Genomic DNA, 23,994 nt, shown 5'->3' with positions numbered 1-23,994 from the left:
CGGGGAAGCGAAGCATGAGCGCGATCATCCGCAAGATCGTCACCGTCGTCGAAGAGACGCAGATGGAGATGGGCCGCCAGGTCTCGCCGCCGACCCGGCGCGCCGCGGCGATCGCCGTGATCGAAAATCCCTTTGCCGGAAAATATGTCGAGGACCTCTCACCGCTGATCGCGATCGGTGAGGAGCTCGGCGAGCTCCTGTCGAAGCGCGCGGTGGCCGCGCTCGGCATCGACGGCGCGAAGGCGCAGAGCTACGGCAAGGCTGCGGCCGTCGGCGAGAACGGCGAACTGGAGCATGCCGCCGCCATTCTCCACCCGAAGATGGGCGCGCCGGTGCGTAAAGTCCTGAGCAAGGGCGCGGCGTTGATCCCGTCGTCGAAGAAGCGCAGCGGCCCCGGGACGACGCTCGACATTCCGCTCGGGCACAAGGATGCGGCCTTCGTGCGCAGCCATTTCGACGGCATGGAAGTGCAGATCAACGACGCGCCGCGCGCCAATGAGATCATGGTCGCGGTCGCCGTCACCGACAGCGGCCGTCCGCTGCCACGGGTCGGCGGGCTGACGGTTGCGGAGATCAAAGGTGAAGACGGTTTGAAATGAAGCTCGAGCCGGGGAGGCGGGCACAGCCTCTTCGGCAAGATCACGCTGAAGACGTCAAGAGTTCAAAAACTGGAGGTTGGGATGCGAGCAAGAAACTATTTTGTGGGCGCGGCCTTCGCGCTTCTGGCAGGCGGCATGGCGCAGTCGGCCATGGCGCAGGACATCAAGATCGGCGAGATCAACAGCTATTCGCTGCTGCCGGCGTTCACCGAGCCCTATCGCAAGGGCTGGCAGCTCGCGGTGGAAGAGATCAACGCCGCCGGCGGCATCAACGGCAAGAAGCTCGTCGTCATCTCCAAGGATGACGGCGGCAAGCCGGCGGATGCGCAGACCGCGGCCAACGAGCTCGTCTCCAGTGAAGGCGTCGCGATGCTCACGGGCACGTTCCTGTCGAACATCGGCCTTGCCGTCAGCGACTTCGCCAACCAGAAGAAGGTGTTCTTCCTCGCAGCCGAGCCGCTGACGGACGCGGTCACCTGGTCGAAGGGCAACAAGTACACCTTCCGCCTGCGTCCCTCCAACTACATGCAGGCGGCGATGCTGGTCGAGGCGGCCGCGAAGCTCCCCGCCAAGCGCTGGGCGACGATCGCGCCGAACTATGAATACGGCCAGTCGGCGGTGCAGGTGTTCAAGAAGCTGATGTCGGAAAAGCGTCCTGACATCCAGTGGGTTGACGAGCAGTGGCCGCCGCAGGGCAAGATCGACGCAGGTCCGGTGGTGCAGGCGGTTGCGGCCGCCAATCCCGAGGCGATCCTCAACGTCACCTTCGGCGCAGACCTCGTGAAGCTCGTGCGCGAAGGCAACACCCGTGGCCTGTTCAAGGGCCGCGAGGTCGTCTCGTTCCTGACCGGCGAGCCCGAATATCTCGACCCGCTGAAGGACGAGACTCCCGAGGGTTGGATCGTCACCGGCTACCCCTGGTACTCGATCAAGACGCCCGAGCATGATGCGTTCCTGAAGGCCTACCAGGCCAAGTACAACGACTATCCGCGCCTCGGCTCGATCGTCGGCTACCAGACCATCAAATCGGCCGCGGCGATCCTGGCGAAGGCCGGCTCGACCGATCCGGAGAAGCTGATTGCCGCGGCGGAAGGGCTCTCGATGCCGTCGCCGTTCGGCGAGATCACCTTCCGCAAGATCGACCACCAGTCGACGCTCGGGGCCTATGTCGGCAAGACCGCGCTGAAGGACGGCAAGGGCGTGATGGTGGATTCGACCTACAAGAAGGGCTCGGACTATCTGCCGAGCGACGCCGAAGTCGAGAAGCTGCGTCCGAAGGATTGATCTCTCCTTTATCTCTCCCTCTCCCCGCTCTTGCGGGGAGAGGTGACTTCAAACCTAACCCGGACCGCCGATGGCCTTTTACGTCGTACAGTTTCTGACAGGTCTTGCCAGCGCAGCGTCGCTGTTCCTGGTGGCCTCGGGCCTGTCGATCATCTTTGGCGTGACGCGGATCGTGAATTTCGCGCATGGCGCCTTCTACATGATCGGCGCCTACATCGCCTTCACGCTGACCGAGCGGCTGTCGGGCGCATTCGGCTTCTGGGGCAGCATTGTGCTGGCCGCGCTCGCGGTGGCGCTGATCGGCGTGCTGGTCGAGATGGTGCTGCTCCGCCGCATCTATCACGCGCCTGAACTGTTCCAGCTGCTTGCGACCTTCGGCCTGACCTTGATGGTCGAGGACCTCGTGGTGCTGATCTGGGGGCCCGACGATCTCGTCGGTCGCCGCGCGCCGGGCTTCAAGGGCGCGATCGATTTCTTCGGCCAGAACATCCCGAGCTACGATCTGTTCCTGATCGTGCTCGGCCCCGTCGTGCTCGGCATTCTCTGGCTGCTGTTCCAGCGCACGCGCTGGGGCGTGCTGGTGCGCGCCGCGACCCAGGACCGCGACATGGTCGCAGCGCTCGGCGTGAACCAGAAATGGCTGTTCACGTCGGTGTTCGCGGTCGGCGTCTTCCTTGCCGCCCTCGGCGGCGCGCTCCAGATCCCGCGCGATGCCGTGCATCACGCGATGGATTTGCGCATCATCGTCGAGGTCTTCGTCGTCGTCGTGATCGGCGGCCTCGGCAGCATCGTCGGCGCCTTCGTCGCGGCCGTGCTGGTCTCCGAACTCAATGCCTTCGGTATCCTGATCTTTCCGAAGATCTCGATCATCCTGGTCTTCCTGGTGATGGCGGTGGTGCTGATCGTCCGGCCCTGGGGCCTGTTCGGCAAGCCGGAGGCGGCCGCGCGCAAGACGCCGGGCCTCACCGTCAATCCCTGGCGGCCGCTGACCTCGAACGAGCGGCTGGCTTCGCTGGCAGCGCTTGTCATCGCGGCGACGCTGCCGCTGTTCGCCGGCAATTATGTCCTCACCGTCGGCTCGGAGATCGCGATCTTCGTGATCTTCGCCGTCAGTCTGCATTTCCTGATGTCTGTCGGCGGCCTCGCATCGTTCGGCCACGCCGCCTATTTCGGCCTCGGCGCCTACGGCGTCGCCTTCCTCGCCAAGATGGCGGGGCTGCCGATGATCGTGTGCCTGCTGCTCGGGCCGCTGCTCGGCTGCATGGGCGCAGCCGTGTTCGGCTTCTTCGCCGTGCAGCTCTCCGGCGTCTACTTCGCCATGCTGACGCTCGCCTTCGCGCAGATCGTCTGGTCGATCGCGTTCCAGTGGGTGAGCGTGACGGGTGGCGACAACGGCATTTTGGGCGTCTGGCCGGAGAAGTGGGCGGCGAGCCCGTCGCATTTTTACTGGCTGGCGCTGGGCGTCGCCGCGCTCGTCACCATCGCGCTGCGGATCATGGTGTTCTCGCCGTTCGGCTACGCGCTGCGGGCGACGCGCGACTCGCTGCTGCGCAGCGAGGCGGTCGGCATCAATGCCAAGCGCATCCAGTGGACGGCCTTCGTGATCGCAGGCACGACCGCCGGCATCGGCGGCGCGCTGTTCGCGTACCTCAAGGGCAGCGTCTTCCCCGACAATCTCGGCATCTCGCTCTCGGTCGATGCACTCGTCATGGTGCTGCTCGGCGGCGTCGAGACGGTGTCCGGCGCGGTGATCGGCGCCATCGTCTACAAGGCGCTCAACATCTGGCTGGTGAGCCAGACCGATCTATCAAAGCTCGTGCTCGGCGGCTTCATCGTGCTGATCGTCGTCGTCTTCCCCAAGGGGATCGTCGGCATGCTGGAGATGCTGGCACAGCGCCGCAGAAAATCCTCACCGCCGGGATCCTCCTTGCTTGCCAAGCCGATCGAGTCCGCCGAATGAGCGTTGCACCCCCACTTCTCGCGGTCGAAGGCCTGACCAAATCCTACGGCGGCATCCATGCCGTGCGCGGCGTCTCGTTCTCGCTGCGATCAGGCGAAATTCTGGCGCTGATCGGACCGAACGGTGCCGGCAAGAGCACCTGCTTCGACATGCTCAACGGCCAGAACCGGCCCGATAGCGGCCATGTCCGCCTGCTCGGCGAAGAAACCACCGGCAAAAAGCCCCGCGATATCTGGCGCATGGGCGTCGGACGCACCTTTCAGATCACCGCGACCTTCGCCACCATGACGGTGCGCGAGAACGTGCAGGTCGCGCTGATCTCGCACGGGAAGCAGCTGTTCAATCTCTTCGGCTCAGCGCCGAATTTCGACCGCAACGAGGCCGGCCGGCTGCTCGAGCTGGTCGGCATGGGCGGCTATGCGGATCGTCCCTGCGGCGAGCTTGCCTATGGCGACCTCAAGCGGCTCGAGCTTGCGGTGGCGCTCGCCAACGATCCAAAGCTACTGTTGATGGACGAGCCGACCGCAGGTATGGCGCCGCGCGAACGCGTCGAGCTGATGCGGCTCACGGCTCAGATCGCGAAGGAAGAGTCGATCGGCGTACTGTTCACCGAACACGATATGGACGTCGTGTTCGAGCACGCCGACCGCATCATCGTGCTCAATCGCGGCACGCTGATCGCCGAGGGCTCGCCGGCCGAGGTGCGCGGCAATCCGCAGGTGCAGGCGATCTATCTCGGCGAGGGCCTTCTCTATGATGCCCAGCATCGCGAGGGAACCTCGGCATGAAGCTCACGGTGCAAGACCTCAACAGCCATTACGGCCCGGCACACATCCTGTTCGACATCGGCTTTGAGGTTGGCGAGGGTGAGGTGGTCGCGCTGCTCGGGCGAAATGGCGCCGGCAAGTCGACGACGTTCCGCTCGATCGTCGGCCTCGTCGCGCAACGGACCGGCCGCATCACGTTCGAGGGCAAGGATGTCACGGCGCGTCCGACGCACGAGATCGTGCGCGAAGGCCTCGGCTACGTGCCGGAGGAACGGCGCATCTTCACCGATCTCACGGTGGAGGAGAATCTCGAGGTCGGCCGTCAGCCCAAGCGTCCAAACGCGCCGTACTGGACGCGCGAAAAGCTGTTCGCGCTGTTTCCGAACCTCGGCGAGATGAAGGGCCGACCGGGCGGGCGCATGAGCGGCGGCGAGCAGCAGATGCTCACCATCGCGCGGACGCTGATGGGCAATCCGTCGCTGGTGCTGCTCGACGAGCCCTCGGAGGGCCTGTCGCCGAAAATCGTGGAGCAGATGGTCGATGCCATCCTGACCATGAAGAAGGAAGGCGTCAGCATCGTCGTCTCCGAGCAGAATCTGCATTTCGCGCGGTTGATCTCCGATCGCGCCTACATCATCGAGCGCGGCCGCATCTGTTTCGGCGGCACCATGGCCGAGCTCGACGCGCGTCCGGACATCCGCGACGCGCATCTGTCGTTGTGAGGGCAAGGGAAGGGGCGGGCGGGGATGGCGAGAAGCGTTGCGGCGAAGAAGAGCGTCAAACTGGCGAAACCGCCTTACGTGCTCGACGAGCAGGTCGGCTTCATCCTGCGGCAGGTCTGGCAGCGCCACAGCTCGATCTTCTCCCGCGACATCGGCACCAATCTGACGCCGACGCAATGGGCGGCGCTGTCAAAGCTCGCCGAGACCGGCGCGTGCTCGCAGAACCAGCTCGGGCGCTTGACCGCGATGGACGTCGCGACCATCAAGGGCGTGATCGATCGCCTCACGGCACGTGGCCTCACCGAGACCAGCCAGGATCCCGAGGACGGGCGGCGCCTGCTGGTGAGCCTGACGCGCACCGGCCAGCAGCTTGCGGAGAAGCTGGCGCCGAATGCGCTGGCGATCACGCGCGAGACGCTGGCACCGCTCGATGCCAAGGAGCGCGAGACGCTGATGGCGCTGTTGAACAAGCTGCGGTGAAGCCGGTCCCGTAAGGGGGGCAAAGGCGCGAAGCGCCGTGCCCACGTTCTTTTGCGGCTTGAGGACGAATGGTGGGCACGCTTTCGCTTTGCCCACCCTACCATACCGAACAAGCTGAGACAAAATCCGCTCTCTCACCGTCACCCTGAGGTGGCCGCTTCTTTAGCGGCCCTCGAAGGGCGACGGCCCGGCTGCGGCTCGGCCGTGCATCCTTCGAGGCTCGCCTTGCTGCGCAAGACGAGCACCTCAGGATGACGGGTCGAGAGCTTCTTGCCGCGCTCTACTTCGCCACCACCTCAGGCACCCGGCCGGCGGGCGGGGTGTTGCGGCTGCGCTGGGTCCGTACGATGCCGTCGATGATGGTCATGCCGATGCCGGGAAGGTCGCCGAGCTGGACGCTCTCCAGGATGGTCTTGCCGGGCGAGTGCTGCGCCTTGTCCATGACGACGAAATCGGCGGAACGGCCGACCTCGATCAGGCCGCAGTCGAGCTGCCGCATCCGCGCGGTGTTGCCGGTGGCGAGGCAAAAAGCGAGTTCGGCCGGAAGATCGCCGAGCGAAGACAGCATCGAGACCATGCGCAGGATGCCGAGCGGCTGCACGCCGGAGCCGGCGGGCGCGTCGGTGCCGAGGATGACGCGGTGCAGATCGTTCATTTCGCGCGCGATGCGCAGCGTGTAGAGCGCCGAGCGTTCGTTGCCGTTGTGAACGATCTCGAGCCCGCGCTTGCAGCCCTCGCAGATGCAGCGGATCTGGTCGTCGGGCAGTGCGGTATGGCCGCCATTGATGTGACCGACCACGTCGGTGTCGGCTTCCAGCACCACGTCCTTGTCGATCAGGCCGGAGCCGGGGATCGAGGGGCCGCCGGTGTGGATCGTGCTCTGGATACCGTATTTGCGTGCCCAGCCGACCATCTTGCGCGCCGTCGGGCCGTCCTTGACGCCGCCGAGGCCGACTTCGCCGAGCAGCTTGACGCCGGCTGCCGCCAGCTCCTTGAAATCCTCCTCGACCATCTCGCATTCGATCACGGGGGCACCGGCGTGAACCTTCACGCCGCCGGGCCGCAAATTCCAAAATGCGCGCTGGGCGAAGATCGCCATGGCCTTCAGGCCGACGACGTCGCGCGGGCGGCCAGGCATGTGAACCTCGCCGGCGGAAATCATGGTGGTGACGCCGCCGTGAAGGTTGCTGTCGATCCAGCCGATCTGGTTCTGCCGCGGCGTCCAGTCGCCTGCGACGGGGTGGACGTGGCTGTCGATCAGGCCGGGCGCCACCGTGGTGCCGTTGGCCTCGACGATGGTGGTCGCGTCGTCGGTGTTGACGTCCTTGAAGCGGCCGATCGCGGTGATCTTGCCGTTCTCGGCGACGATGGTGTCGCCGTCCAGGATCGGCTTTTCCAGCGCGCCGGACAGGATCAGGCCGATATTACGGATCACCAGCTTCGAGGGTCCGGTGGCCTGGGGTGCGTCATGCGCCATGGAAGGGGCTCCTTATTCCTAACTGCAACGCTTTCGATCTTGGGCAGCCTTGACCGCGGGATCAAGCAGGATTATTCATTAGTATACGAATGATCGTGTACAAACGACGCATAGCTGCCCGCCTCGGAACCGCAATTGACGCGACAGGGAAGGTGAGATGAGCAATTTCAATCAGGAAAGCGTTTTGAGCGTCCACCACTGGACCGACACGCTGTTCTCCTTCAAGACTACCCGCAGCCCGACCTTCCGTTTCCGCAACGGCGAATTCACCATGATCGGGCTCAAGGTCGGCGAGAAGCCTTTGCTGCGGGCCTACAGCGTCGCCAGCGCCAATTACGAGGACACCCTCGAGTTTTTCTCGATCAAGGTGCCGGACGGACCGCTGACCTCGCGGCTCCAGCACCTGAAGCAAGGCGACGAGATCATCGTCAGCCGCAAGGCCACCGGCACGCTGGTCATCGACAACCTCGAAGAGGGGCGTAACCTCTACCTGATCGGCACCGGCACCGGCCTCGCTCCCTTCCTGAGCGTGATCAAGGACCCCGAGACCTACGAGCGGTTCGAGAAGGTCGTGCTGCTGCACGGCTGCCGGCATGTGAAGGAGCTCGCCTATGGCGAGATGATCACCGAGCACCTGCCGAAGGATGAGCTGATCGGCGAGTACATCCGCGAGCAGCTGATCTATTACCCGACCGTGACCCGCGATCCCTTCCGCAACCGCGGCCGCATCACCGACCTCATCACGACAGGCAAGCTGTTCAGCGATATCGGCCTGCCGGCGCTGGAAGCGGCCCATGACCGCGTCATGATCTGCGGGAGCCCGGCGCTGGTGGCGGACACCCGCGTGCTCCTCGGCGAGCGCGGTTTTGCCGAAGGCAACCACGGCGAGCCCGCCCAGTTCGTGGTCGAAAAGGCCTTTGCCGAGCGGTAGCCTCGGAATTCCTGCCCAATAAGACCGTATTTTCGCCGTCGGGCGGGCGTTGCCCCGCCGATTCGGCGCTTGATACACTATGGGAACGAATCAGCGGAGTTCCCACATGGTTGCGGACAGCGACAGCAATATCGCCTGGCACCGGGTCCAGTTGAAGAAGAACCGCGCCGAGTTGAAGGCACTGGAGACTGCGCGCTTCACGATGGGCGAGATCGCGTCCTCGAAGCGCAACGGCCAGACCCAGAAGGCCATCGCGGAACTCAAGCGCAAGATCACGCTGTCGGAACGTGTGATCGCCGATTACGACAAGCGCACGCGCCGACCGCTCGGCACCGACATGCAGAGCCTCAGCAACGGCAGCTGGAGCCATTGGGACTCCTATACCAACCAGCAGCAGCGCAAGACCGGACCGCGTTCGTCGGGGCGGGGCTAGACGCTCCTTCGTCGTGTGAGGCGAGGCGGTTCCGGCCCTTGCGCCGGCTGCCCCGCATCCATCTGGTTGAGGCGCCAACAACCAATCCGGTGATCCCATGGCACCGCGCCTCGATTTCACCAGCGAGGCCTTCTTTCGCGATCCACCCAAGGCCATCGCCGCGTTGCGCGCGCAAGGCCCGGTGGTCGCGACGCGTTTTCCGCTCGTTGGAGACGTCTGGATCACGACCACGCACGATGCGACCGCGCAGGTGCTGAAGGACAGCAGGATCTTCACGCTGCGCAAGGAAGACGGCGACGTTGCCGGCTTGCGCTGGTGGATGCCGAGGCTGATCAGGACCATCGCCAACAACATGCTGACGATGGACGAGCCGGACCACACGCGCCTGCGCAGCATCGTGGACGAGGCCTTTCGCCGCCGCGCCATCGTCGCGATGGAGCCGCGCATCCGCGCCATTGCCGATGACCTCGCCGCCGGTCTGTTCGCGAGCGGAAGCCCGGCTGATCTGGTCGAACGCTATGCGCGCATCCTGCCGCTGTCGGTAATCTCGGAGCTGCTCGGCCTGCCCATGGCCGATCGCCCGCGCTTCATCGCCTGGGCCAATGCGATGTCCTCGTTGACGAACGTCGTTAGCTTCTTTCGCCTGCTGTTCGCGTTCCGCAAGATGCGGCGTTATCTCGAAGAACAGCTGCAAGTCGCGCGCGTGCGGGGTGGCGAGGGCCTGATTGCCGAGCTGGTCCAGGTCGAACGTGAGGGAGGCAAGATCACGCCGGACGAGATGGTGGCGATGGTGTTCCTGCTGCTCGCGGCGGGCTCGGAGACCACGACCCATCTCATCAGCGGCTCCGTTTACGAACTGCTCAGGAATCCGCGCTTGCGGGACTGGCTGGAAGAAGACTGGAGCCGAATCTCGCTCGCGGTCGAGGAATTCCTGCGGTTCGTCTCGCCGGTGCAGTTCTCAAAGCCGCGCTATGTGCGGCGGGATGTCGAGCTTGCCGGCGTGCGCATCAAGAAGGGTGACCGCGTCATGGTGATGCTCGCCGCGGCCAATATGGACCCGGCGGTGCACGACCAGCCGGAGCGGCTCGATCTCGAACGCAAGCCCAACCGCCACATGTCTTTTGGCACGGGAATCCATTTCTGCCTCGGACATCAGCTCGCGCGGATCGAAGCGACTTGCGCGCTGCAGGCCCTGTTCACGCGTTGGCCGCGGCTTGGCCTTGCGGTCGAGCCTTCCGAGATTCACTGGCGCAAGCGGCCGGGGATTCGCATGATCGCGAAACTGCCCGTGATTGCCGATGCCGGCGAGAGACGGCAGCCGCGCGAGGCAGAGCATCTGCTCGCAAGCTGACGGGAACCGTAATCGGCGTTCCCTCATGCAACCCGCGAAACAAACAAGGTGGTGCAGGCGTTGGCCCAGTGATGACAACAATGATGGAGCAATCCATGCCCCACGGAGGCAAGACGCATATCGGTTCAGGCGCGCACGGCAAGGGCGCAGGCAATGGCGCAATGACGGACATTCCCAAGGACAAGGTCGGCGAGAACATGATCCTGTCGAACCGCGACAAGGCGCAGCATTCCGACATTAGGGGCATGGACAGCAAGTTCATCCAGACCGAGCAATATCAGGACCATTCGGCCAACCGGCTCACCGACGACGAAGTGGCCGAGGAGTAGGCGCGCTCAGGAGCCGGTCGACTTCTTCGCCGCGACCAGATCGCGCTCCCAGCCGAACACGGAACGGCCATCGAGATCGGGTGAGGCCGCGCGCTCGCCGGCAATGTAGGCCTCGACCGACGGCCCGCGCGCGGTGCGCTCCAGCCGCCGCGCCTGGTCGTCGAGGCGCTTGACCGCCTGCATCTCTTCCTCGCGCCCGAGTTTTGCATTTTGGATCGCGCCCTTCAGGACGCGAATGGTCTCGTCATAGACCTTGATCGGGACGGGATAGGGATGGCGGTCCTTGCCGCCATGGGCGAGCGAAAAGCGCGCGGGATCCCTGAAGCGATACGGCGCGCCGTGCACGACCTCGGCGACCATCGCAAGCGAGCGCACCGTGCGCGCGCCAACACCTGGCGTCAGCAGCAGGTCCGGGAAATCGACCGGGCCGCGCTCGGCCGCGGCTGCGAGCGTGCCGTGCAGGCGTCTTGCGAACACATCCTTGGGTCGGACATCGTGATGCGCAGGCATGATCAGATGCGGCAGCATCGCCTGCGCTGGCTCGACAGCTGTGCCGGTGAGCCGTTCGAATTCGGAGAGGATGCGGTCGGGACCGAGATCGGCGAGCAGTTCGAGCTGCGCGGTGCGCGAGACGTCGGCGCGATGGTCGGTGAGATTCACGATCTCGCCCTGCTGCGGCCCGTCGATCGCGCTGTGCGGCGCATCGACAAAGCTCTTCAGTGCTTCCGAATGCCAGTGATAGCGGCGGGCCTGCCGCTTGTCGCCGTTCATGCCCTGCTGCACCACCGTCCACTTGCCGTCGGCGGTGACGAAGAAGCCGTGCAGATAGAGGTCGAAGCCGTCCTGCACGGCGGCGCTGTCGACCTTCGCCACCAGGCGGCTGGCGCGCGTCAGGCTGACGCCGTCGAAGCCGACGCGGTCGCCGAGCTGCAGCAGCTCGTCCGGGGTCTTGCGCGAATGCTGGCCGCGGCCGCCGCAGACATAGATGCCGAGCTCGTCCTGGAGTGGGCCGAGCCCGCGCTTCAGCGCGCCGATCACGGACGTCGTGATGCCGGAGGAGTGCCAATCCATTCCCATCACGGCGCCGAATGACTGGAACCAGAACGGATGCGACAGGCGCTGCATGAATGCGTCGCGCCCGTAATGAAGCACGATCGCCTGGGTGACGATCGCGCCGAGCGAAGCCATGCGGCTCGCCAGCCACGGCGGAACCCGCCCGGTGTGGAGAGGAAGATCAGCGCTGCCGGTACGACGAGTCATTGTCGCCTCAAATTAGCGCAATCGGCTGACGGTTGCACCAGCGGAATGCTGCGTTGCACCGGGCGGGGGAGCGAAAGCTGACGGGAACGCGTTGGCGAGAAGCAATGCAAGTCCGGGGACGTGAATGACCAGGCAGGCCCTTATGGCCGATCTCGAAAAGATGTTCGGGTGGATACCGTCATGGATCATCGGTCTCGGCCTGGTTGCCGGGGCGATCCTGATTGCGCTCTCGATGTATCGGCCTGCGGTCTGGCTGCTCAACCGGGCCTTCGGAGCCCGGCTTCCACTGCTCGGCGTGTTCATCGAGCGCACCTCCGGCCCGGCCCAGCTCGCGCTGTGCCTTGCCGCGGTCGCGCTGGTGCTGCCGCTCGCACCGCTCAGCGATGCCTTCCGCACGCCGCTGACGAGCCTGTTCGTCGTCGCCTTCATCGCGCTGATCGGCTGGATCTCGATCCGGGTCGTCGACATGAGCGCGGCGCGGTACTTGCAGAATTTTCGCGACGTCACGGAGAATTTTGTCGCGCGCAAGCACGTTACGCAGGTGCGCGTGTTCAAGCGCGTCACCGACATCATCATCGTCATCATCACGGTGTCGACTGCTCTGATGACGTTCGACTCGGTCAGGCAATACGGCGTCAGCCTGTTCGCCTCCGCAGGTGCGGCCGGTATCATCGTCGGTCTAGCCGCGCGGCCGCTGCTGAGCAATCTGATCGCGGGCCTGCAGATTGCGATCACCCAGCCGATCCGCATCGAGGATGCCGTCATCATCGAGAACGAATGGGGCTGGGTCGAGGACATCGCCGCGACCTATGTCGTCATCCGGCTGTGGGACTGGCGCCGCATGGTGGTGCCGCTGTCCTACTTCATCGAAAAACCGTTCCAGAACTGGACGCGCGACACCGCGTCCCTGATTGGCGTCATCGCGCTCCATGTCGACTACTGTGCCGACGTGCCGCGCATCCGGCGCTGGCTGGAGGGAGCGGTCAAGGGATCAAAGCTCTGGGACGGCGCGGTGGTCAATCTCCAGGTGATCGATGCGGATTCCCGCACCATCGAGCTGCGCGCGCTGGTCAGCGCACGGAATGCGCCGCAATCCTGGGATCTGCGCTGCGAGATGCGGGAGAAGCTGATCGCCTACATCCGCGACGAGATGCCGGAAGCCCTGCCGCGCGAGCGCGCCATCCTGATCCCGCAGGGCGGCGGCGACGACACGGAGCTCCTCCAGGGCTCCACCGCGCCGGAGAAGATGCGGGCGAGCGCCCGCAATTGAGCCGCGCGGCGCTTCCGTTACTGAGCCTTGGTCGCGCCGCGCAAGCCCGCCCGCTGCTGGATCGTGTCCAGCGCGCCCGATGACTGCTCTTCCGCCACGAAGCTGTTCAGCAGAGGAAGCGCGTCCTCGCGTTCCCTGGGGATCGCGATGGCCATATGCTCGAGGCCCCAATTGCCGTCGAGGATCTTCGCGCCCGTCATCTGGTCGGACATCTCGAACAGCGTCGGCTTGTTGGTGGCGTAGAGATCGATCTCGCCGCGGCCGAACATGGCGATGGCGATCTTGACGCTTTCGGCGGGGACGATGGTGGCGTTCTTGAATTTCGCCGGCAGTGTCCGCTCCGAGGTCGAGCCCTTGGTGACGCCGATCTTCACGCCCGGCCGGTCGATATCCTCGACCTTGCCGATCGGCGAATTCGCCGGGACGAGAAAGCCGAGCTCGATCGCCAGCACGGGCTGGGTGAAGCTGACGTCATTGGCACGGGCCGGCGTGGCGTTGGTGACGGTGAAGTCGACCTGGCCGTCATGGATCGCGGTGACGATGTCGGCGACGCGCTGAAACCTGACATAGTCGATGCCGACGCCGAGCCGCTTGGCCAGCTCGCCGCCGAGATCGTAAGCAAGGCCGTGCGGCTTGCCGGTGGCATCCGTCACCATCGAGGTCGGGCTGCCCGGATAGATGCCGACGCGCAAGGTGCCGCTCGGCGCCAGCAGTTTTGCCTCGCCATCGGCGCGCGCGGACGCGCCGACGAGGCCGATGATCGCCAAGGCGAGCAGGGCGGTACGCGCAAGGCGTCCAGAAGAGATCCTCATGGGACGAGCCTCACTGCGCGCGGATGTTGGCGGCCTTCAGCACCGGCTCCCATTTGGTCGCCTCGGCGTGCATGTAGGCGTCAAAGTCCTTGGCGGAGGAGCCGACCGGGGCTGCGCCGATCTTGCCGAGCGTCGACAGCACGCTTGCGTCCTGCAGGGCGGCCTTGAGATCGGTTTCGAGCTTCGCCACGATCTCCGGCGGCATCTTTGCGGGTCCAAGCACGCCCCACCAGACAGAGACGTCGTAGCCGGGCACGCCGGCTTCGGCCACGGTCGGCACATCCGGCAGCGCCTTGGAGCGCTCAGCCGAGGTCACTGCGAGCGCGCGGACCGGGCCGCCTTCGAGCTGGCCGATCGCTTCCGCGAGCGGATTGATGCTGAGCGGGATCTCGCCGGCGATCACGGCGGTCAGCGCCGGCGCGCCGCCCTTGTAGGGGATCGCGACGATCTTGGTGCCGGACATGTGCTTCAACAGCTCGCCGGCCAGATGTGCGGACGTGCCGTTGCCGGACATGCCGTAGGAGAGCTTGTCCGGCTCCTTCTTCGCCGCCGCCAGGAGATCGCCGAGCGTTTTGTACGGGCTGTCCTTCGCGACCACGATGGCCAGCGGGGAGGAGGCTACTTCGGTGATCGCGGTAAAATCCTTGAAGGTGTCGTAGGGCACGCTCGGATAGATGAACTGGTTGAGCGGATGTCCGCTCGCGACCAGGATCAGCGTGTAGCCGTCGGGCGCGGCCTGCGCCAGCGTCTGCGAGGCGACGATGCCGCCGGCGCCGGGACGGTTGTCGATCACGGGCTGCTGGCCCCAGGTTTTTGCGAGGGCCTGGCCCAGCGTGCGGGCGAGGACGTCGACCGCGCCGCCGGCGGCGTAGGGCACGAGGATGTGGACCGGCTTGCTCGGATAGGTGTCGGCGGCCTGCGCGGCGCTGGCCGCGAGCAGCATGCCGGCGCCCAGCATCCAAGCGCCGATCTTCGTTTTCAAACCCAGCATTCCCAGCACTCCTAGAGGGCGTTTGCGTCCCGGCCCGCGGTCCATCGGGCCGTTCCGGACACTGCCCATCGTTTTTGTTGACGAGACCTGATCTTTTGTACGATAGTACAAATCGCATGGTACGCAAGCCCACCAGCAAGGAAACGGCCCGCAAGCCGAATATGCGCGAGGCGATCCTCGCCGCGGCCGAGGAGCTGTTTGCCACAAACGGCTTCAACGCCGTCTCGGTGCGCGACATCGCGCAGGCCGCCGGCGCCAATCCCGGCAGCGTCACCTATCACTTCAAGACCAAGGACGGCCTGCTGCTGGAGATCTACCGGCGCCATTGCGGGCCGATGAATTTGCGTCGCTCCGAGCTGCTCGCCGCCGCCAAACGCGTGCGCGATCTGCAGGACCGGCTCGAGGCGATCGTCCGGGCCTATGTGGTGCCGGCCTTCACCTCGGGCAGCGATCTCGCCGGCGGCGGGGCGCGTTTCACGCGGCTGCGCGCGGTGATGTCGGCCGAGGGTAACGAGGTCGCGCGAAAAATCATCGCGCAGACTTTTGACGACACCAGCCACGCCTTCATCGATGCGATCCATGAGAGCCTGCCGCACATTCCGCGCACGGACATCGTCTGGCGCAGCCACTTCCTGCTCGGCGCACTCTATTACTCGCTGGTGACGCCTGATCGCGTCTCCCGCCTGTCGCGCGGCGAGGCCGACGGCAGCGATGCCGCCAATGCGATCGAGCAATTGGTGCAGGCCACCGTTGCCGCATTCCAGGCGCCGGCGCTCGACCAGACCGCACCGGCGCGCCGGCGGGCTGTCGTCAGCAGCAAGACTTGAAAGCAACGCTCACGTTGGGCGGCTTACCTGGTGACGATGATGTACACACCGACCATTCCGCCGCCAGACCCCAATACGCGCACGCCAGAATTCAAGCTGCCGAAGTTGTCATGCGACGCGCATTGCCACATCTTTGGCCCCGGCGCGAAATATCCTTACGCGCCTGATCGCTCCTACACGCCGCCGGATGCGCCGCTGGAGGATTTCCGCATCCTGCATGCCAAGCTCGGCGTGGAGCGGGCTGTCATCGTCAATGCCAGCGTGCACGGCACCGACAACATGGTGGCGCTCGATGCGATCGCGCAGAGTAACGGCGCCTATCGCGCCGTCGCCAATATCGACGACACCATCACCGAGCGCGGGCTCCAGGTGCTGCACGATGGTGGCTTCCGCGGCTGCCGGTTCAATTTCGTCCGTCACCTCGGCGGCGTCCCCGACAAGAGCGTGTTCAACCGTGTCATCGCCATGGTCGCGCCGCTCGGCTGGCACATCGACCTGCATTTCGACGCGATCGACCTGCCCGAATATGCCGATATGCTGGCGAGGCTGCCGCTGAGCTACACCATCGACCATATGGGCCGGGTGAAGGCGTCCGAGGGGCTGGATCAGCTTCCGTTCCGAATCCTGATCGAGCTGATGCAGCGCGACGAGAAGTGCTGGGTCAAGATCTGCGGCTCGGAGCGCGTCTCCTCGGCCGGTCCGCCTTTCACGGACGCCGTGCCTTTCGCGCGAAAAATCGTGGAGACCGCGCCTGACCGCGTCATCTGGGGCACCGACTGGCCGCATCCGAACGTCAAGGTGATGCCGAACGACGGCGACCTCGTCGATCTGATCCCGCTGTTCGCGCCGGAGCCGGAGCTCCAGCAAAAGATCCTCGTCGACAATCCCGCGCGCCTGTTCGAGTTCGACCGATGACGGCAATGGCGATCGACAAGCCGCGCGGGCGGGCCTGGTGGAAGGAGCTCTGGATCCAGGTGCTCATCGCCATGGCGGCCGGCATTGCGCTTGGGATCGTCAATCCCGAGGCGGGCGCCAAGATGCAGCCGCTCGGCGATACCTTCATCAAGGCGATCCGGATGCTGATCGCGCCGATCATCTTCTGCACCGTCGTGCATGGGATCGCGCACATGGCCGACATGGCGCGGGTCGGGCGCGTCGCGGTGAAGGCGATCGTCTATTTCGAGATCATGACCACGATCGCGTTGATCATCGGTCTGATCGCGGTGAACTTGGTTAAGCCCGGCGTCGGCATGAACATCGATCCCGCCGGCATCAATGCCAGCGCGATCGAGCCCTATGTCAAGCAGACCGGCGCCATCGGCTTCGTGCCGTTCCTGATGAACATCGTGCCGGCGACCTTCATCGGCGCCTTTGCCGACGGCAATATCCTCCAGGTGCTGTTCATCTCGGTGCTGTGCGGCTTCGCGCTGGTGCAGCTCGGCGAGCGCGCCGCGCCGCTGGTCCATCTGATCGACATCGCGGCCAAAATGGTGTTCGCCGTCGTCGGCTTCGTGATGTGGGCGGCGCCGATCGGCGCGTTCGGTGCCATCGCGTTTACGGTTGGCAAGTTCGGCGCGGGCTCGCTGGCCTCGCTCGGCAAGCTGCTGGGCGGCTTTTATCTTACCTGCGTGATCTTCATCATCGTGGCGCTCGGCCCCGTCGCGCGGCTCTGCGGCTTCTCGCTGCTCAAGCTGATCCGCTACATCTGGGAAGAGCTGCTGATTTGCGTCGCCACGACGTCGTCGGAAACGGTGCTGCCGCGGATGCTGACCAAGCTGGAAAGGGCCGGTTGCGAGAAGAGCGTGGTCGGACTCGTGATCCCGACCGGCTATTCCTTCAATCTCGACGGCACCTGTCTGTACCTTGCCGCTGCCTCGGTATTCCTCGCGCAGGCGACCAACACGCCGTTCGGGCTCGCCGAGCAGATCGAGCTGCTGCTGATCCTGCTCGTCACCTCCAAGGGCGCGGCGGGCATTGCGGGCGCTGCCTTCGTCGTGCTGGCGGCGACGCTGTCCGCGACCGGCACGATTCCGGTGACGAGCGTCGCGCTGGTGCTCGGCATCCATCGTCTGATGTCGCAGGGCTTGACGCCGACCAATCTGATCGGGAATGCGGTTGCGACCATCGCGATTGCCAAATGGGAAGGGGCGCTCGACGGCGAGCGCCTGAAACGCGTGCTCGACGGCGAGGAACAAGCCGTCGCCGCCTGATGAATTGGCTTCCTGCATGAGGCGGGAGGCTTAAGATGCTTACGAACGAAAGAGGGGAGTAGTTCCATGAAAACAGGTCTTGTCGTCACCGCCCATCCCGGCGATTTCGTCTGGCGCGCCGGCGGTGCCATCGCGCTGCATGCGAAGAAGGGCTATCGCATGAAGATCGTGTGCATGTCCTTCGGCGAGCGCGGCGAGAGCCAGTTCGCCTGGAAGGAAAAGGGCGCAACGCTGGAATCGGTCAAGGCCGGCCGCAAGGACGAGGCGGAGCGGGCCGCAAAGCTGCTCGGCGCCGAGATCGAGTTCTTCGATTGCGGCGACTATCCGCTCAAGCTGACCGAGGCGCATTTCGATCGCATGGTCGACATCTACCGCGAGCTCAATCCGAGCTTCGTGCTGACCCACGCGCTGGAAGACCCCTATAATTTCGACCATCCGAACGCCGCGCATTTCGCGCAGGAGACCCGCGTGGTCGCGCAGGCGATGGGCCACAAGCCCGGCGCGCAGTACAAATATTCGGCGCCGCCGGTGTTCCTGTTCGAGCCGCACCAGCCCGAGCAGTGCAACTACAAGCCGGATTTGCTGCTCAAGATCGACGAGGTCTGGAAGGAGAAGTACGAGGCGTTCCAGATCCTGGCCGCGCAAAAGCACCTCTGGGGCTATTACGAACGCGTCGCGCTCAACCGCGGCATCCAGGGCAGCCGCAACACCGGTGTGCCCATGACCTACGGCGAGGCCTATCAGCGCCTGTTCCCGACGGTTGCGGAGGAGCTGGCATGAAGCCCGTCGTCGTTCGTAACATTGAGCGAGCCGATCCCGCCGGCATGGCGGAGTATGGCGTCTCGACCGTGCACGAGGCCTATGGCCGCATCGGCCTGATGAAGCCGTATCTGCGGCCGGTCTGGGCGGGTGCGTCGATTGCAGGTCCCGCCGTCACCGTGCTGGCGCAACCTGGCGACAACTGGATGATCCATGTCGCGGTCGAGCAGTGCAAAAAAGGCGACATCCTCGTCGTCGGCTGCACCACCGACAATACCGACGGCATGTTCGGTGAGCTGCTGGCGACCTCGCTGCAGGCGCGCGGTGTGCAGGGGCTGATCATCGATGCCGGCTGCCGCGACGTCAAAGCGCTGCACGAGATGAATTTCCCGGTGTGGTCGCGCGCGGTCTCGGCCAAGGGCACGGTCAAGGCGACGCTTGGCTCGGTCAACGTCCCCGTGGTCTGTGCCGGCGCCAACGTCGATCCCGGCGATATCGTCGTCGCCGATGACGACGGCGTTGTGGTCGTGCCGAAGCGCTACGCGGCCGAGGTCGCGGAGAAGGCGAAGAAGCGCAACGCCGACGAAGGCGGCAAGCGCAAGCGTCTAGCTTCGGGCGAATTGGGCCTCGACATGTACAGCATGCGCGAGGCGCTGGCGAAGGCGGGGCTCGTCTATGTCGACAACCCCGAGGACGTCTGAAGCGAGAAGCGGAGCGCACCGATGGATCGTCTCAAGCTGAAGGCCGTGCTCGGCAGCCACCCCCACGTCTGGGCGGTGAAGAGCGGCGAACTCCGCTCCGACCTCTTCGACCTCGACTTCATCGAGTACACGCCGACCAACACGGCGTTCAAGCCGATGGTGCGCGAGCAGGCGTTTGACGTCTGCGAGATGGCGATCGTGACTGTTCTGATGGCGAAGGCACACGGCAAGCCGCTGGTGCTGCTGCCCGCGACGATGATGGGCCGCTTCCAGCATTCCTATGCGCTCTACAATCCAGCGCAGGGGACGCTGGGGCCGTCGGATCTCGAAGGCAAGCGCGTCGGCATCCGCTCGTTCACGACAACGACCGGCGCCTGGATCAGGGGCATCCTCGCCAACGACTACGGCGTCAATCTCGACAAGATCAAATGGGTGACGTTCGAGGATCCGCACGTCGCCGAATATGTCGACACCACCGAGCGCGCGCCGAAGGACAAGAAGGTCTTGCAGATGCTGCTCGACGGCGAGCTCGACGCCGTCCTCGGCGAGACCTCTGATGATCCCAAGCTGAAGCCGCTCTTTCCCGATCCCGCCGCGGAAGCCGCCACATGGTATGCCCGCCGCGGCGTCGTGCCGGTCAATCATCTCGTGGTCGTGACCGAGAGCCTCGCGAAGTCGCGTCCCGACGTCGTCGCGGGCGTCTATGATCTGCTCAAGCGGAACAAGGCACAGATGGGACCGGCGGCGACGCCTGATCTTGTGCCGTTTGGCATCGAGGTCAGCAGAAAGCCTTTGGAACTGATCGTCGACTACGCATTCCAGCAGGCGCTGATCCCGCGCCGCTATGCGGTCGAGGAACTCTTCGACGCGACGACACGAGGATTGAACTGATGGCAGATCCGAAGCGCTGGCACATCGGGCTGGTCGGCTATGGCGAGGTCGGCCGTATCCTGGCCGAGGATTTGCGCCAGCAGGACATCAAGGTCTCGGCCTATGACATCAAACTCGGAGGCGAGCAGGACGCCCCGCTGAAGGAGCATGCGGCGAAACGCGGCGTGACGCTTGCTGCGTCTCATGCCGAGCTGACCGCCAAATCGGATTTCATCATCTCCGCCGTGACTGCGAGCCAGGCTGTTCCGGTCGCAAAGGCCTGTGCTGCCGCGATCAACCAGGGCACCTGGTTTCTCGATTTCAACTCGGCTTCACCAGGCGCCAAGCAGCGCGCCGCGGCGCTGATCGATGGCGCGGCCGGCCGTTATGTCGAGGGTGCGGTGATGACCTCGGTGCCGCCTTATCGCATCAAGGTGCCGCTGCTGCTCGGCGGTCCCGGCGCGCGGGAGCTGGAGCCGCTGCTGAATGCGATCGGCTTCGCGGCGAAGGTTGCGAGCGACAAGCTCGGCGTGTCCTCGGCGGTGAAGATGTGCCGCAGCATCATGATCAAGGGCCTCGAGGCCATGGTGATCGAAAGCTTTACGACCGCGCGTGCCTATGGCGTTGAGGATGCCGTGCTGGCTTCGCTCACGGAAACCTTTCCCGCCATCAATTGGGAGAAGCAGGGCGCGTATTTCTTCCAGCGCGTGATCGAGCACGGCCGCCGCCGTGCCGAGGAGGTGCGCGAGGTCGCCGAGACCGTGCGCGAGGCGGGGCTGACGCCGTGGTCGGCGCAGGGCACCGCCGAGCGTCAAGCGTGGGTTGCCGATCTCGCCGATGAAGGGCTGTTCGGAGCGAGGGGAACGAAGGAGTTTGCCCGCAGCGCCGATTGGCGCACCGAGGCGGACCGCATCCTCGCAAAGATCAAGCGCGAGACTTAAGTCCGCTTCAGTTCACGATCGTGCCGCGATGGTTGAGGACCTCATCGCGGGCCTGCTCGATCAGATCGATCAGGTTTCGCGATTTACGGATGAGCTGGTCCGTGGCCGGCTGCACGCGGAATTCGGCCACTACGGCGCGTACGCATTTGATGGCCGCGTCGAGCGTCCAGAGCGTGCGATTCGCGTCGTCCTGCGTGTGGATCGCGGAGATATCGAGATCCGACAAGACGTGTCCGATGCCGTCGAGGCGCTTGGCAGCGGCGTCAACGGGAGTCCGTGTCCGGATCGAGTCGTCATCGATGCTGCTGAATGCGCTGAACATATCCATAACTTCCCCAAAAGAACGCAGATGATCAGTGCGCACGTCCTAGTATGATCAGCGCGGCCTGCCTCGCAACGCGGGGAGCTACGGTCCGGGATTCTGCGGGACCGGATTCGGGGGCGAATTGGCGCTGAATCGGGCCGCAAAGGCCCGGTGATCAGCGATGTCTCCCGATCATCTTACCGTCAGACGCCACGGGCATACCTGCCTTGTAAACAGCGCGGCCCTGCGGCACCGCGACTACGGCCTCGGGTACATGCGCTGCCTTCAACGTCACGAAATCGGCCTTGGCGCCGACGTGTAGCCCATAGCCTTCGAGCCGCAGCGCCTTGGCGCCTGATATGGTGACGACATCGAAGGCGGCGCGCAGCTCTTCGTCGATGTTGAAGCCGGAGCGATAGCCGAGCGTGGTGGCGCGGCGCAGCATGTCGCCGTCGCCATAGGGCCACCAGGAGTCGCGGATGTTGTCGTTGCCGCTGAAGACGGTGACGCCGGCGCTGCGCAGCGCGAGGATCGGCGGGAAGGGCCGGGCGCCCGGTGCGTTGGTCATGATCGCCACGCCGGACCGGGCCAGGACGTCCGCGATCTTCTTGAGATAGTCGGCCGCGATATCGCCGAGCCCGTAGGCGTGGCTGATCGCGACATGGCCCTCCATGCCGAGCGCGCGGGTGCGCGCTGCGATCTGCTCGATCTCGAAAGCGCCGAGCGTGCCCATGTCGTGCAGATGAATGTCGACATCGACGCCATGCTTGCTGGCGACGCCGAACACGACATCGAGATGTTTCTCGACGTCGCGGTCGAAGCTCGCGGGATCGAGGCCGCCGACGAGATCGGCGCCGAGGCCGATGGCCTCGTCCAGCAATTGCGGCGTGCCGGGGCTTGCCAGAATGCCGCTCTGGGGGAAGGCGACGAGCTGGATGTCGATCAGGCTCTTGTATTCCTCGCGCACGCGCAAAATCGTCTCGAGCGATTTCAGGCCGACCGAGCCGTCGACCATGACGTGGCTGCGCATCTGCGTGGTGCCGTGTCCGATGCAGAGGTCGAGCTGGTTGCGCGCACGTACATCCATCGGCGCTGCCTCGGCCATGTTCTCGGCCTGGAAGGCGACGCGCTCATGCACATTGAATCCATCCGTGCATGGTTTGTGTGGCCGCCAGACATCGCCATAGAAACTGGTGTCGAGATGGATATGGCCTTCGACGAAGCCGGGCGCGACGAGGGCGTTGTCGAGGTCGATCGTCTCGGCACCCGCCGGCGGCTGGTCAACGGGCGCGATCGCGGCGATGCGGCCGTCCTTGACCGCGATGTGATGGCGGGCGCCGCCGTCGAAACGCGCGTTGAGGAAGATCGTGTCGAAGGCCATCTGGTTCCTCCGTTGATGGATTGCGATGAGTGTCGCGCGAGCTGCGCGTCAGGCGCAAGACGCGGGACGGCGAGGGCCGATCAGCGTCCGGGGCGGAACAGCGTGGGGCGCTGCCGCTCAAACGTCTGCCGTCCCGCCTTGAAGCCCATGACGATGTCAGGCAGCTCGGCGATGGCAAAGCGGCTGTCCTGTGTGTCCAGCACGATGAGATCGGCGGGGTTGCCGACCTTGATGCCGTAATCGCCGAGGTTCATCAGCCGTGCCGGCAGGTCGGTGACGAGGTCGAGGCAGGTGTCGAAATCGCTGACCGAGGCATGCGCGACGTTGGCGTAGAAGTTCGCCATCCGCAGCAGCGAGGCATCGCCGAACGGCGTGAAGGGATTGAGGACGTTGTTGGTCGCGACCGAGCACAGCACGCCGTCGCCGGCGAGCTTGTGCGCGAGCGTCAGTCCGCGCGGCGCGTTGTGGGTGGCGTCGCGGCCCATGAGGTAAAGATCGGTTGCGGGCAGCACGGTGACGGCGACGCCGGCCTTTGCCAATTGGGCGGTGGCCGCCTTCAGCCGCTCCGGCGGCAAGGCCGACAGCTTCGTGGCGTGGCCGACCGCGACGCGCCCCTGATAATTGCGCCGCTCGGTCTGCCGGCAGACTTCGTCGAGATGCCACCAGGAGGGATCGAGGTCGAAGTCGAGATGGAGGTCGACATCGACGTCGAACTCCTGAGCGAGATCGAAGATGCGCTCGAGATGGGCGTTGGGGTCGGTGTCCATGTAGGGACAGCCGCCGATCGCTTCGCCGCCGTTGCGCAGCGCCTGGATCAGCAGCTCTTCGCTACCGAGATCGTTGGTCAGGCCCTCCTGTGGGAAGACGCAGAGCGACAAATCGATCGCCCAGGCGTAGTCGCGCTTCAGCGACTTGACGGCCTCGAAGCCGCGCAGGCCGATGCGCGGGTCGATCTCGACATGCGTCCGCATCCGCGTCGTGCCGTGCACGATCGCCCGTTCGAGCACGTGGGCGCCGCGCGCGTAGACGTCCTCGACGGTAAAATCCTTCTTCATCCCGGCGACGGCGCGGACCGCTTCCGAGACGCTGCCGTGATTGTGCCCGCAACGGCCAAGCAGGCAGGCCTTGTCGAGATGGATGTGGGTATCGACGAAGCCGGGCAGGGCGAGGTGCCCGCCGACATCGACTTCGACGGCCTCGCAGGCCAGATGCGGCGCGATCGCGGCGATCCGCCCGCCTTTCACGCCGATATCGACGGGTGCGGCGGATGAGCGCGGCAGCGCGTTACGGAAGATCAGGTCGAAGGCGGTCTGCGTGGTCATGGCATCAAATTCA

The 23,994-nt window shown here is 65.0% G+C and carries 25 protein-coding genes; 18 read left to right on the top strand and 7 right to left on the bottom strand.

The features are described from left to right. Positions 1 to 14 precede the first annotated feature (14 nt). From RAD16_RS08430 to RAD16_RS08405, 6 genes are all read left to right on the top strand, one after another. Positions 15 to 599: an amino acid synthesis family protein gene (locus RAD16_RS08430; protein ID WP_195798716.1), complete on the top strand. Its 585-nt coding sequence runs from the start codon at positions 15 to 17 to the stop codon at positions 597 to 599. Positions 600 to 680: 81 nt separating this feature from the next. Next, complete coding sequence (locus tag RAD16_RS08425; protein WP_458157393.1) at positions 681 to 1,883, top strand: ABC transporter substrate-binding protein; 1,203 nt, start codon at positions 681 to 683, stop codon at positions 1,881 to 1,883. A gap of 70 nt (positions 1,884 to 1,953) precedes the next feature. Beyond that, positions 1,954 to 3,843 carry an ABC transporter permease gene (locus RAD16_RS08420; protein ID WP_458157392.1) on the top strand — a complete coding sequence of 630 codons (1,890 nt, stop codon included), beginning with the start codon at positions 1,954 to 1,956 and terminating at the stop codon, positions 3,841 to 3,843. Then, positions 3,840 to 4,631, top strand: a complete 792-nt coding sequence (locus RAD16_RS08415) for an ABC transporter ATP-binding protein (RefSeq protein WP_458157391.1) — start codon at positions 3,840 to 3,842, stop codon at positions 4,629 to 4,631. The genes RAD16_RS08420 and RAD16_RS08415 overlap by 4 nt, the downstream gene beginning before the upstream one ends. Then, entirely contained in the window at positions 4,628 to 5,332 is a 705-nt protein-coding gene (locus RAD16_RS08410) for an ABC transporter ATP-binding protein (RefSeq protein ID WP_458157390.1), read from the top strand. Before RAD16_RS08415 ends, RAD16_RS08410 begins: the two co-directional genes overlap by 4 nt. A gap of 24 nt (positions 5,333 to 5,356) precedes the next feature. After that, positions 5,357 to 5,812: a MarR family winged helix-turn-helix transcriptional regulator gene (locus RAD16_RS08405; RefSeq protein ID WP_458157389.1), complete on the top strand. Its 456-nt coding sequence runs from the start codon at positions 5,357 to 5,359 to the stop codon at positions 5,810 to 5,812. Positions 5,813 to 6,092: 280 nt separating this feature from the next. Here RAD16_RS08405 and RAD16_RS08400 read toward each other — a convergent pair whose 3' ends face one another. After that, positions 6,093 to 7,289: an amidohydrolase family protein gene (locus tag RAD16_RS08400; RefSeq protein WP_458157388.1), complete on the bottom strand. Its 1,197-nt coding sequence runs from the start codon at positions 7,287 to 7,289 to the stop codon at positions 6,093 to 6,095. Between the two features lie 157 nt (positions 7,290 to 7,446). On the opposite strand from RAD16_RS08400, the gene RAD16_RS08395 reads away from it, so the two are divergent. From RAD16_RS08395 to RAD16_RS08380, 4 genes are all read left to right on the top strand, one after another. Then, the gene (locus tag RAD16_RS08395; protein ID WP_458157387.1) at positions 7,447 to 8,220 is read left to right on the top strand and encodes a ferredoxin--NADP reductase; all 774 of its coding nucleotides are present in this window, start codon (positions 7,447 to 7,449) and stop codon (positions 8,218 to 8,220) included. A 106-nt stretch (positions 8,221 to 8,326) separates the two neighbouring features. Further along, positions 8,327 to 8,653, top strand: coding sequence for a hypothetical protein (locus RAD16_RS08390; RefSeq protein WP_458157386.1), 327 nt, complete (start codon positions 8,327 to 8,329; stop codon positions 8,651 to 8,653). 97 nt (positions 8,654 to 8,750) lie between these two features. Beyond that, positions 8,751 to 10,004, top strand: coding sequence for a cytochrome P450 family protein (locus tag RAD16_RS08385; RefSeq protein WP_458157385.1), 1,254 nt, complete (start codon positions 8,751 to 8,753; stop codon positions 10,002 to 10,004). 95 nt (positions 10,005 to 10,099) lie between these two features. Further along, positions 10,100 to 10,333, top strand: a complete 234-nt coding sequence (locus RAD16_RS08380) for a hypothetical protein (RefSeq protein WP_458157384.1) — start codon at positions 10,100 to 10,102, stop codon at positions 10,331 to 10,333. 6 nt (positions 10,334 to 10,339) lie between these two features. Here RAD16_RS08380 and RAD16_RS08375 read toward each other — a convergent pair whose 3' ends face one another. Then, the gene (locus tag RAD16_RS08375; RefSeq protein WP_458157383.1) at positions 10,340 to 11,593 is read right to left on the bottom strand and encodes a DUF763 domain-containing protein; all 1,254 of its coding nucleotides are present in this window, start codon (positions 11,591 to 11,593) and stop codon (positions 10,340 to 10,342) included. A 124-nt stretch (positions 11,594 to 11,717) separates the two neighbouring features. Here RAD16_RS08375 and RAD16_RS08370 point away from each other — a divergent pair, with 124 nt between their 5' ends. Then, a complete protein-coding gene (locus RAD16_RS08370) occupies positions 11,718 to 12,863 on the top strand; it encodes a mechanosensitive ion channel family protein (protein WP_458157382.1) in 1,146 nt (381 codons plus the stop codon). A 17-nt stretch (positions 12,864 to 12,880) separates the two neighbouring features. Here RAD16_RS08370 and RAD16_RS08365 read toward each other — a convergent pair whose 3' ends face one another. Then, positions 12,881 to 13,675, bottom strand: a complete 795-nt coding sequence (locus tag RAD16_RS08365; protein WP_458157381.1) for an ABC transporter substrate-binding protein — start codon at positions 13,673 to 13,675, stop codon at positions 12,881 to 12,883. A 10-nt stretch (positions 13,676 to 13,685) separates the two neighbouring features. After that, entirely contained in the window at positions 13,686 to 14,666 is a 981-nt protein-coding gene (locus RAD16_RS08360; protein WP_458157380.1) for a tripartite tricarboxylate transporter substrate binding protein, read from the bottom strand. A gap of 116 nt (positions 14,667 to 14,782) precedes the next feature. Here RAD16_RS08360 and RAD16_RS08355 point away from each other — a divergent pair, with 116 nt between their 5' ends. From RAD16_RS08355 to RAD16_RS08325, 7 genes are all read left to right on the top strand, one after another. Continuing rightward, the gene (locus RAD16_RS08355; RefSeq protein WP_458157379.1) at positions 14,783 to 15,493 is read left to right on the top strand and encodes a TetR/AcrR family transcriptional regulator; all 711 of its coding nucleotides are present in this window, start codon (positions 14,783 to 14,785) and stop codon (positions 15,491 to 15,493) included. A gap of 30 nt (positions 15,494 to 15,523) precedes the next feature. Then, positions 15,524 to 16,408, top strand: a complete 885-nt coding sequence (locus RAD16_RS08350) for an amidohydrolase family protein (RefSeq protein ID WP_458157378.1) — start codon at positions 15,524 to 15,526, stop codon at positions 16,406 to 16,408. Further along, entirely contained in the window at positions 16,405 to 17,703 is a 1,299-nt protein-coding gene (gene dctA / locus RAD16_RS08345; protein ID WP_458157377.1) for a C4-dicarboxylate transporter DctA, read from the top strand. Before RAD16_RS08350 ends, dctA begins: the two co-directional genes overlap by 4 nt. A 66-nt stretch (positions 17,704 to 17,769) precedes the next feature. Next, positions 17,770 to 18,483, top strand: coding sequence for a PIG-L deacetylase family protein (locus tag RAD16_RS08340; RefSeq protein WP_011086622.1), 714 nt, complete (start codon positions 17,770 to 17,772; stop codon positions 18,481 to 18,483). Then, complete coding sequence (locus RAD16_RS08335) at positions 18,480 to 19,163, top strand: 4-carboxy-4-hydroxy-2-oxoadipate aldolase/oxaloacetate decarboxylase (protein ID WP_458157376.1); 684 nt, start codon at positions 18,480 to 18,482, stop codon at positions 19,161 to 19,163. The genes RAD16_RS08340 and RAD16_RS08335 overlap by 4 nt, the downstream gene beginning before the upstream one ends. A gap of 21 nt (positions 19,164 to 19,184) precedes the next feature. Continuing rightward, positions 19,185 to 20,054, top strand: a complete 870-nt coding sequence (locus RAD16_RS08330) for an ABC transporter substrate-binding protein (protein ID WP_458157375.1) — start codon at positions 19,185 to 19,187, stop codon at positions 20,052 to 20,054. After that, positions 20,054 to 20,974 carry a DUF1932 domain-containing protein gene (locus RAD16_RS08325; RefSeq protein WP_458157374.1) on the top strand — a complete coding sequence of 307 codons (921 nt, stop codon included), beginning with the start codon at positions 20,054 to 20,056 and terminating at the stop codon, positions 20,972 to 20,974. The genes RAD16_RS08330 and RAD16_RS08325 overlap by 1 nt, the downstream gene beginning before the upstream one ends. A 7-nt stretch (positions 20,975 to 20,981) precedes the next feature. On the opposite strand, the gene RAD16_RS08320 is transcribed toward RAD16_RS08325, so the two are convergent. From RAD16_RS08320 to RAD16_RS08310, 3 genes are all read right to left on the bottom strand, one after another. Continuing rightward, positions 20,982 to 21,338, bottom strand: coding sequence for a hypothetical protein (locus tag RAD16_RS08320; RefSeq protein WP_458157373.1), 357 nt, complete (start codon positions 21,336 to 21,338; stop codon positions 20,982 to 20,984). Positions 21,339 to 21,453: 115 nt separating this feature from the next. Beyond that, positions 21,454 to 22,659: an amidohydrolase family protein gene (locus RAD16_RS08315; RefSeq protein ID WP_458157372.1), complete on the bottom strand. Its 1,206-nt coding sequence runs from the start codon at positions 22,657 to 22,659 to the stop codon at positions 21,454 to 21,456. Positions 22,660 to 22,739: 80 nt separating this feature from the next. After that, complete coding sequence (locus RAD16_RS08310; protein WP_458157371.1) at positions 22,740 to 23,981, bottom strand: amidohydrolase family protein; 1,242 nt, start codon at positions 23,979 to 23,981, stop codon at positions 22,740 to 22,742. Positions 23,982 to 23,994 lie beyond the last annotated feature (13 nt).

The sequence above is a fragment of the Bradyrhizobium sp. 18BD genome, from assembly GCF_054185225.1.
This window is presented reverse-complemented; position numbering and strand designations above follow the sequence as displayed.

What these genes read in the sequence shown, in the direction of transcription:
- dctA (WP_458157377.1), top strand. Translation starts at nt 16,405, where the DNA reads ATGACGGCAATGGCGATCGACAAGCCGCGCGGGCGGGCCTGGTGGAAG.
- RAD16_RS08395 (WP_458157387.1), top strand. Translation starts at nt 7,447, where the DNA reads ATGAGCAATTTCAATCAGGAAAGCGTTTTGAGCGTCCACCACTGGACC.
- RAD16_RS08375 (WP_458157383.1), bottom strand. Translation starts at nt 11,593, where the DNA reads ATGACTCGTCGTACCGGCAGCGCTGATCTTCCTCTCCACACCGGGCGG.
- RAD16_RS08330 (WP_458157375.1), top strand. Translation starts at nt 19,185, where the DNA reads ATGGATCGTCTCAAGCTGAAGGCCGTGCTCGGCAGCCACCCCCACGTC.
- RAD16_RS08355 (WP_458157379.1), top strand. Translation starts at nt 14,783, where the DNA reads ATGGTACGCAAGCCCACCAGCAAGGAAACGGCCCGCAAGCCGAATATG.
- RAD16_RS08370 (WP_458157382.1), top strand. Translation starts at nt 11,718, where the DNA reads ATGACCAGGCAGGCCCTTATGGCCGATCTCGAAAAGATGTTCGGGTGG.
- RAD16_RS08420 (WP_458157392.1), top strand. Translation starts at nt 1,954, where the DNA reads ATGGCCTTTTACGTCGTACAGTTTCTGACAGGTCTTGCCAGCGCAGCG.
- RAD16_RS08405 (WP_458157389.1), top strand. Translation starts at nt 5,357, where the DNA reads ATGGCGAGAAGCGTTGCGGCGAAGAAGAGCGTCAAACTGGCGAAACCG.
- RAD16_RS08415 (WP_458157391.1), top strand. Translation starts at nt 3,840, where the DNA reads ATGAGCGTTGCACCCCCACTTCTCGCGGTCGAAGGCCTGACCAAATCC.
- RAD16_RS08335 (WP_458157376.1), top strand. Translation starts at nt 18,480, where the DNA reads ATGAAGCCCGTCGTCGTTCGTAACATTGAGCGAGCCGATCCCGCCGGC.
- RAD16_RS08380 (WP_458157384.1), top strand. Translation starts at nt 10,100, where the DNA reads ATGCCCCACGGAGGCAAGACGCATATCGGTTCAGGCGCGCACGGCAAG.
- RAD16_RS08325 (WP_458157374.1), top strand. Translation starts at nt 20,054, where the DNA reads ATGGCAGATCCGAAGCGCTGGCACATCGGGCTGGTCGGCTATGGCGAG.
- RAD16_RS08390 (WP_458157386.1), top strand. Translation starts at nt 8,327, where the DNA reads ATGGTTGCGGACAGCGACAGCAATATCGCCTGGCACCGGGTCCAGTTG.
- RAD16_RS08315 (WP_458157372.1), bottom strand. Translation starts at nt 22,659, where the DNA reads ATGGCCTTCGACACGATCTTCCTCAACGCGCGTTTCGACGGCGGCGCC.
- RAD16_RS08360 (WP_458157380.1), bottom strand. Translation starts at nt 14,666, where the DNA reads ATGCTGGGTTTGAAAACGAAGATCGGCGCTTGGATGCTGGGCGCCGGC.
- RAD16_RS08385 (WP_458157385.1), top strand. Translation starts at nt 8,751, where the DNA reads ATGGCACCGCGCCTCGATTTCACCAGCGAGGCCTTCTTTCGCGATCCA.
- RAD16_RS08425 (WP_458157393.1), top strand. Translation starts at nt 681, where the DNA reads ATGCGAGCAAGAAACTATTTTGTGGGCGCGGCCTTCGCGCTTCTGGCA.
- RAD16_RS08365 (WP_458157381.1), bottom strand. Translation starts at nt 13,675, where the DNA reads ATGAGGATCTCTTCTGGACGCCTTGCGCGTACCGCCCTGCTCGCCTTG.
- RAD16_RS08400 (WP_458157388.1), bottom strand. Translation starts at nt 7,289, where the DNA reads ATGGCGCATGACGCACCCCAGGCCACCGGACCCTCGAAGCTGGTGATC.
- RAD16_RS08310 (WP_458157371.1), bottom strand. Translation starts at nt 23,981, where the DNA reads ATGACCACGCAGACCGCCTTCGACCTGATCTTCCGTAACGCGCTGCCG.
- RAD16_RS08410 (WP_458157390.1), top strand. Translation starts at nt 4,628, where the DNA reads ATGAAGCTCACGGTGCAAGACCTCAACAGCCATTACGGCCCGGCACAC.
- RAD16_RS08430 (WP_195798716.1), top strand. Translation starts at nt 15, where the DNA reads ATGAGCGCGATCATCCGCAAGATCGTCACCGTCGTCGAAGAGACGCAG.
- RAD16_RS08340 (WP_011086622.1), top strand. Translation starts at nt 17,770, where the DNA reads ATGAAAACAGGTCTTGTCGTCACCGCCCATCCCGGCGATTTCGTCTGG.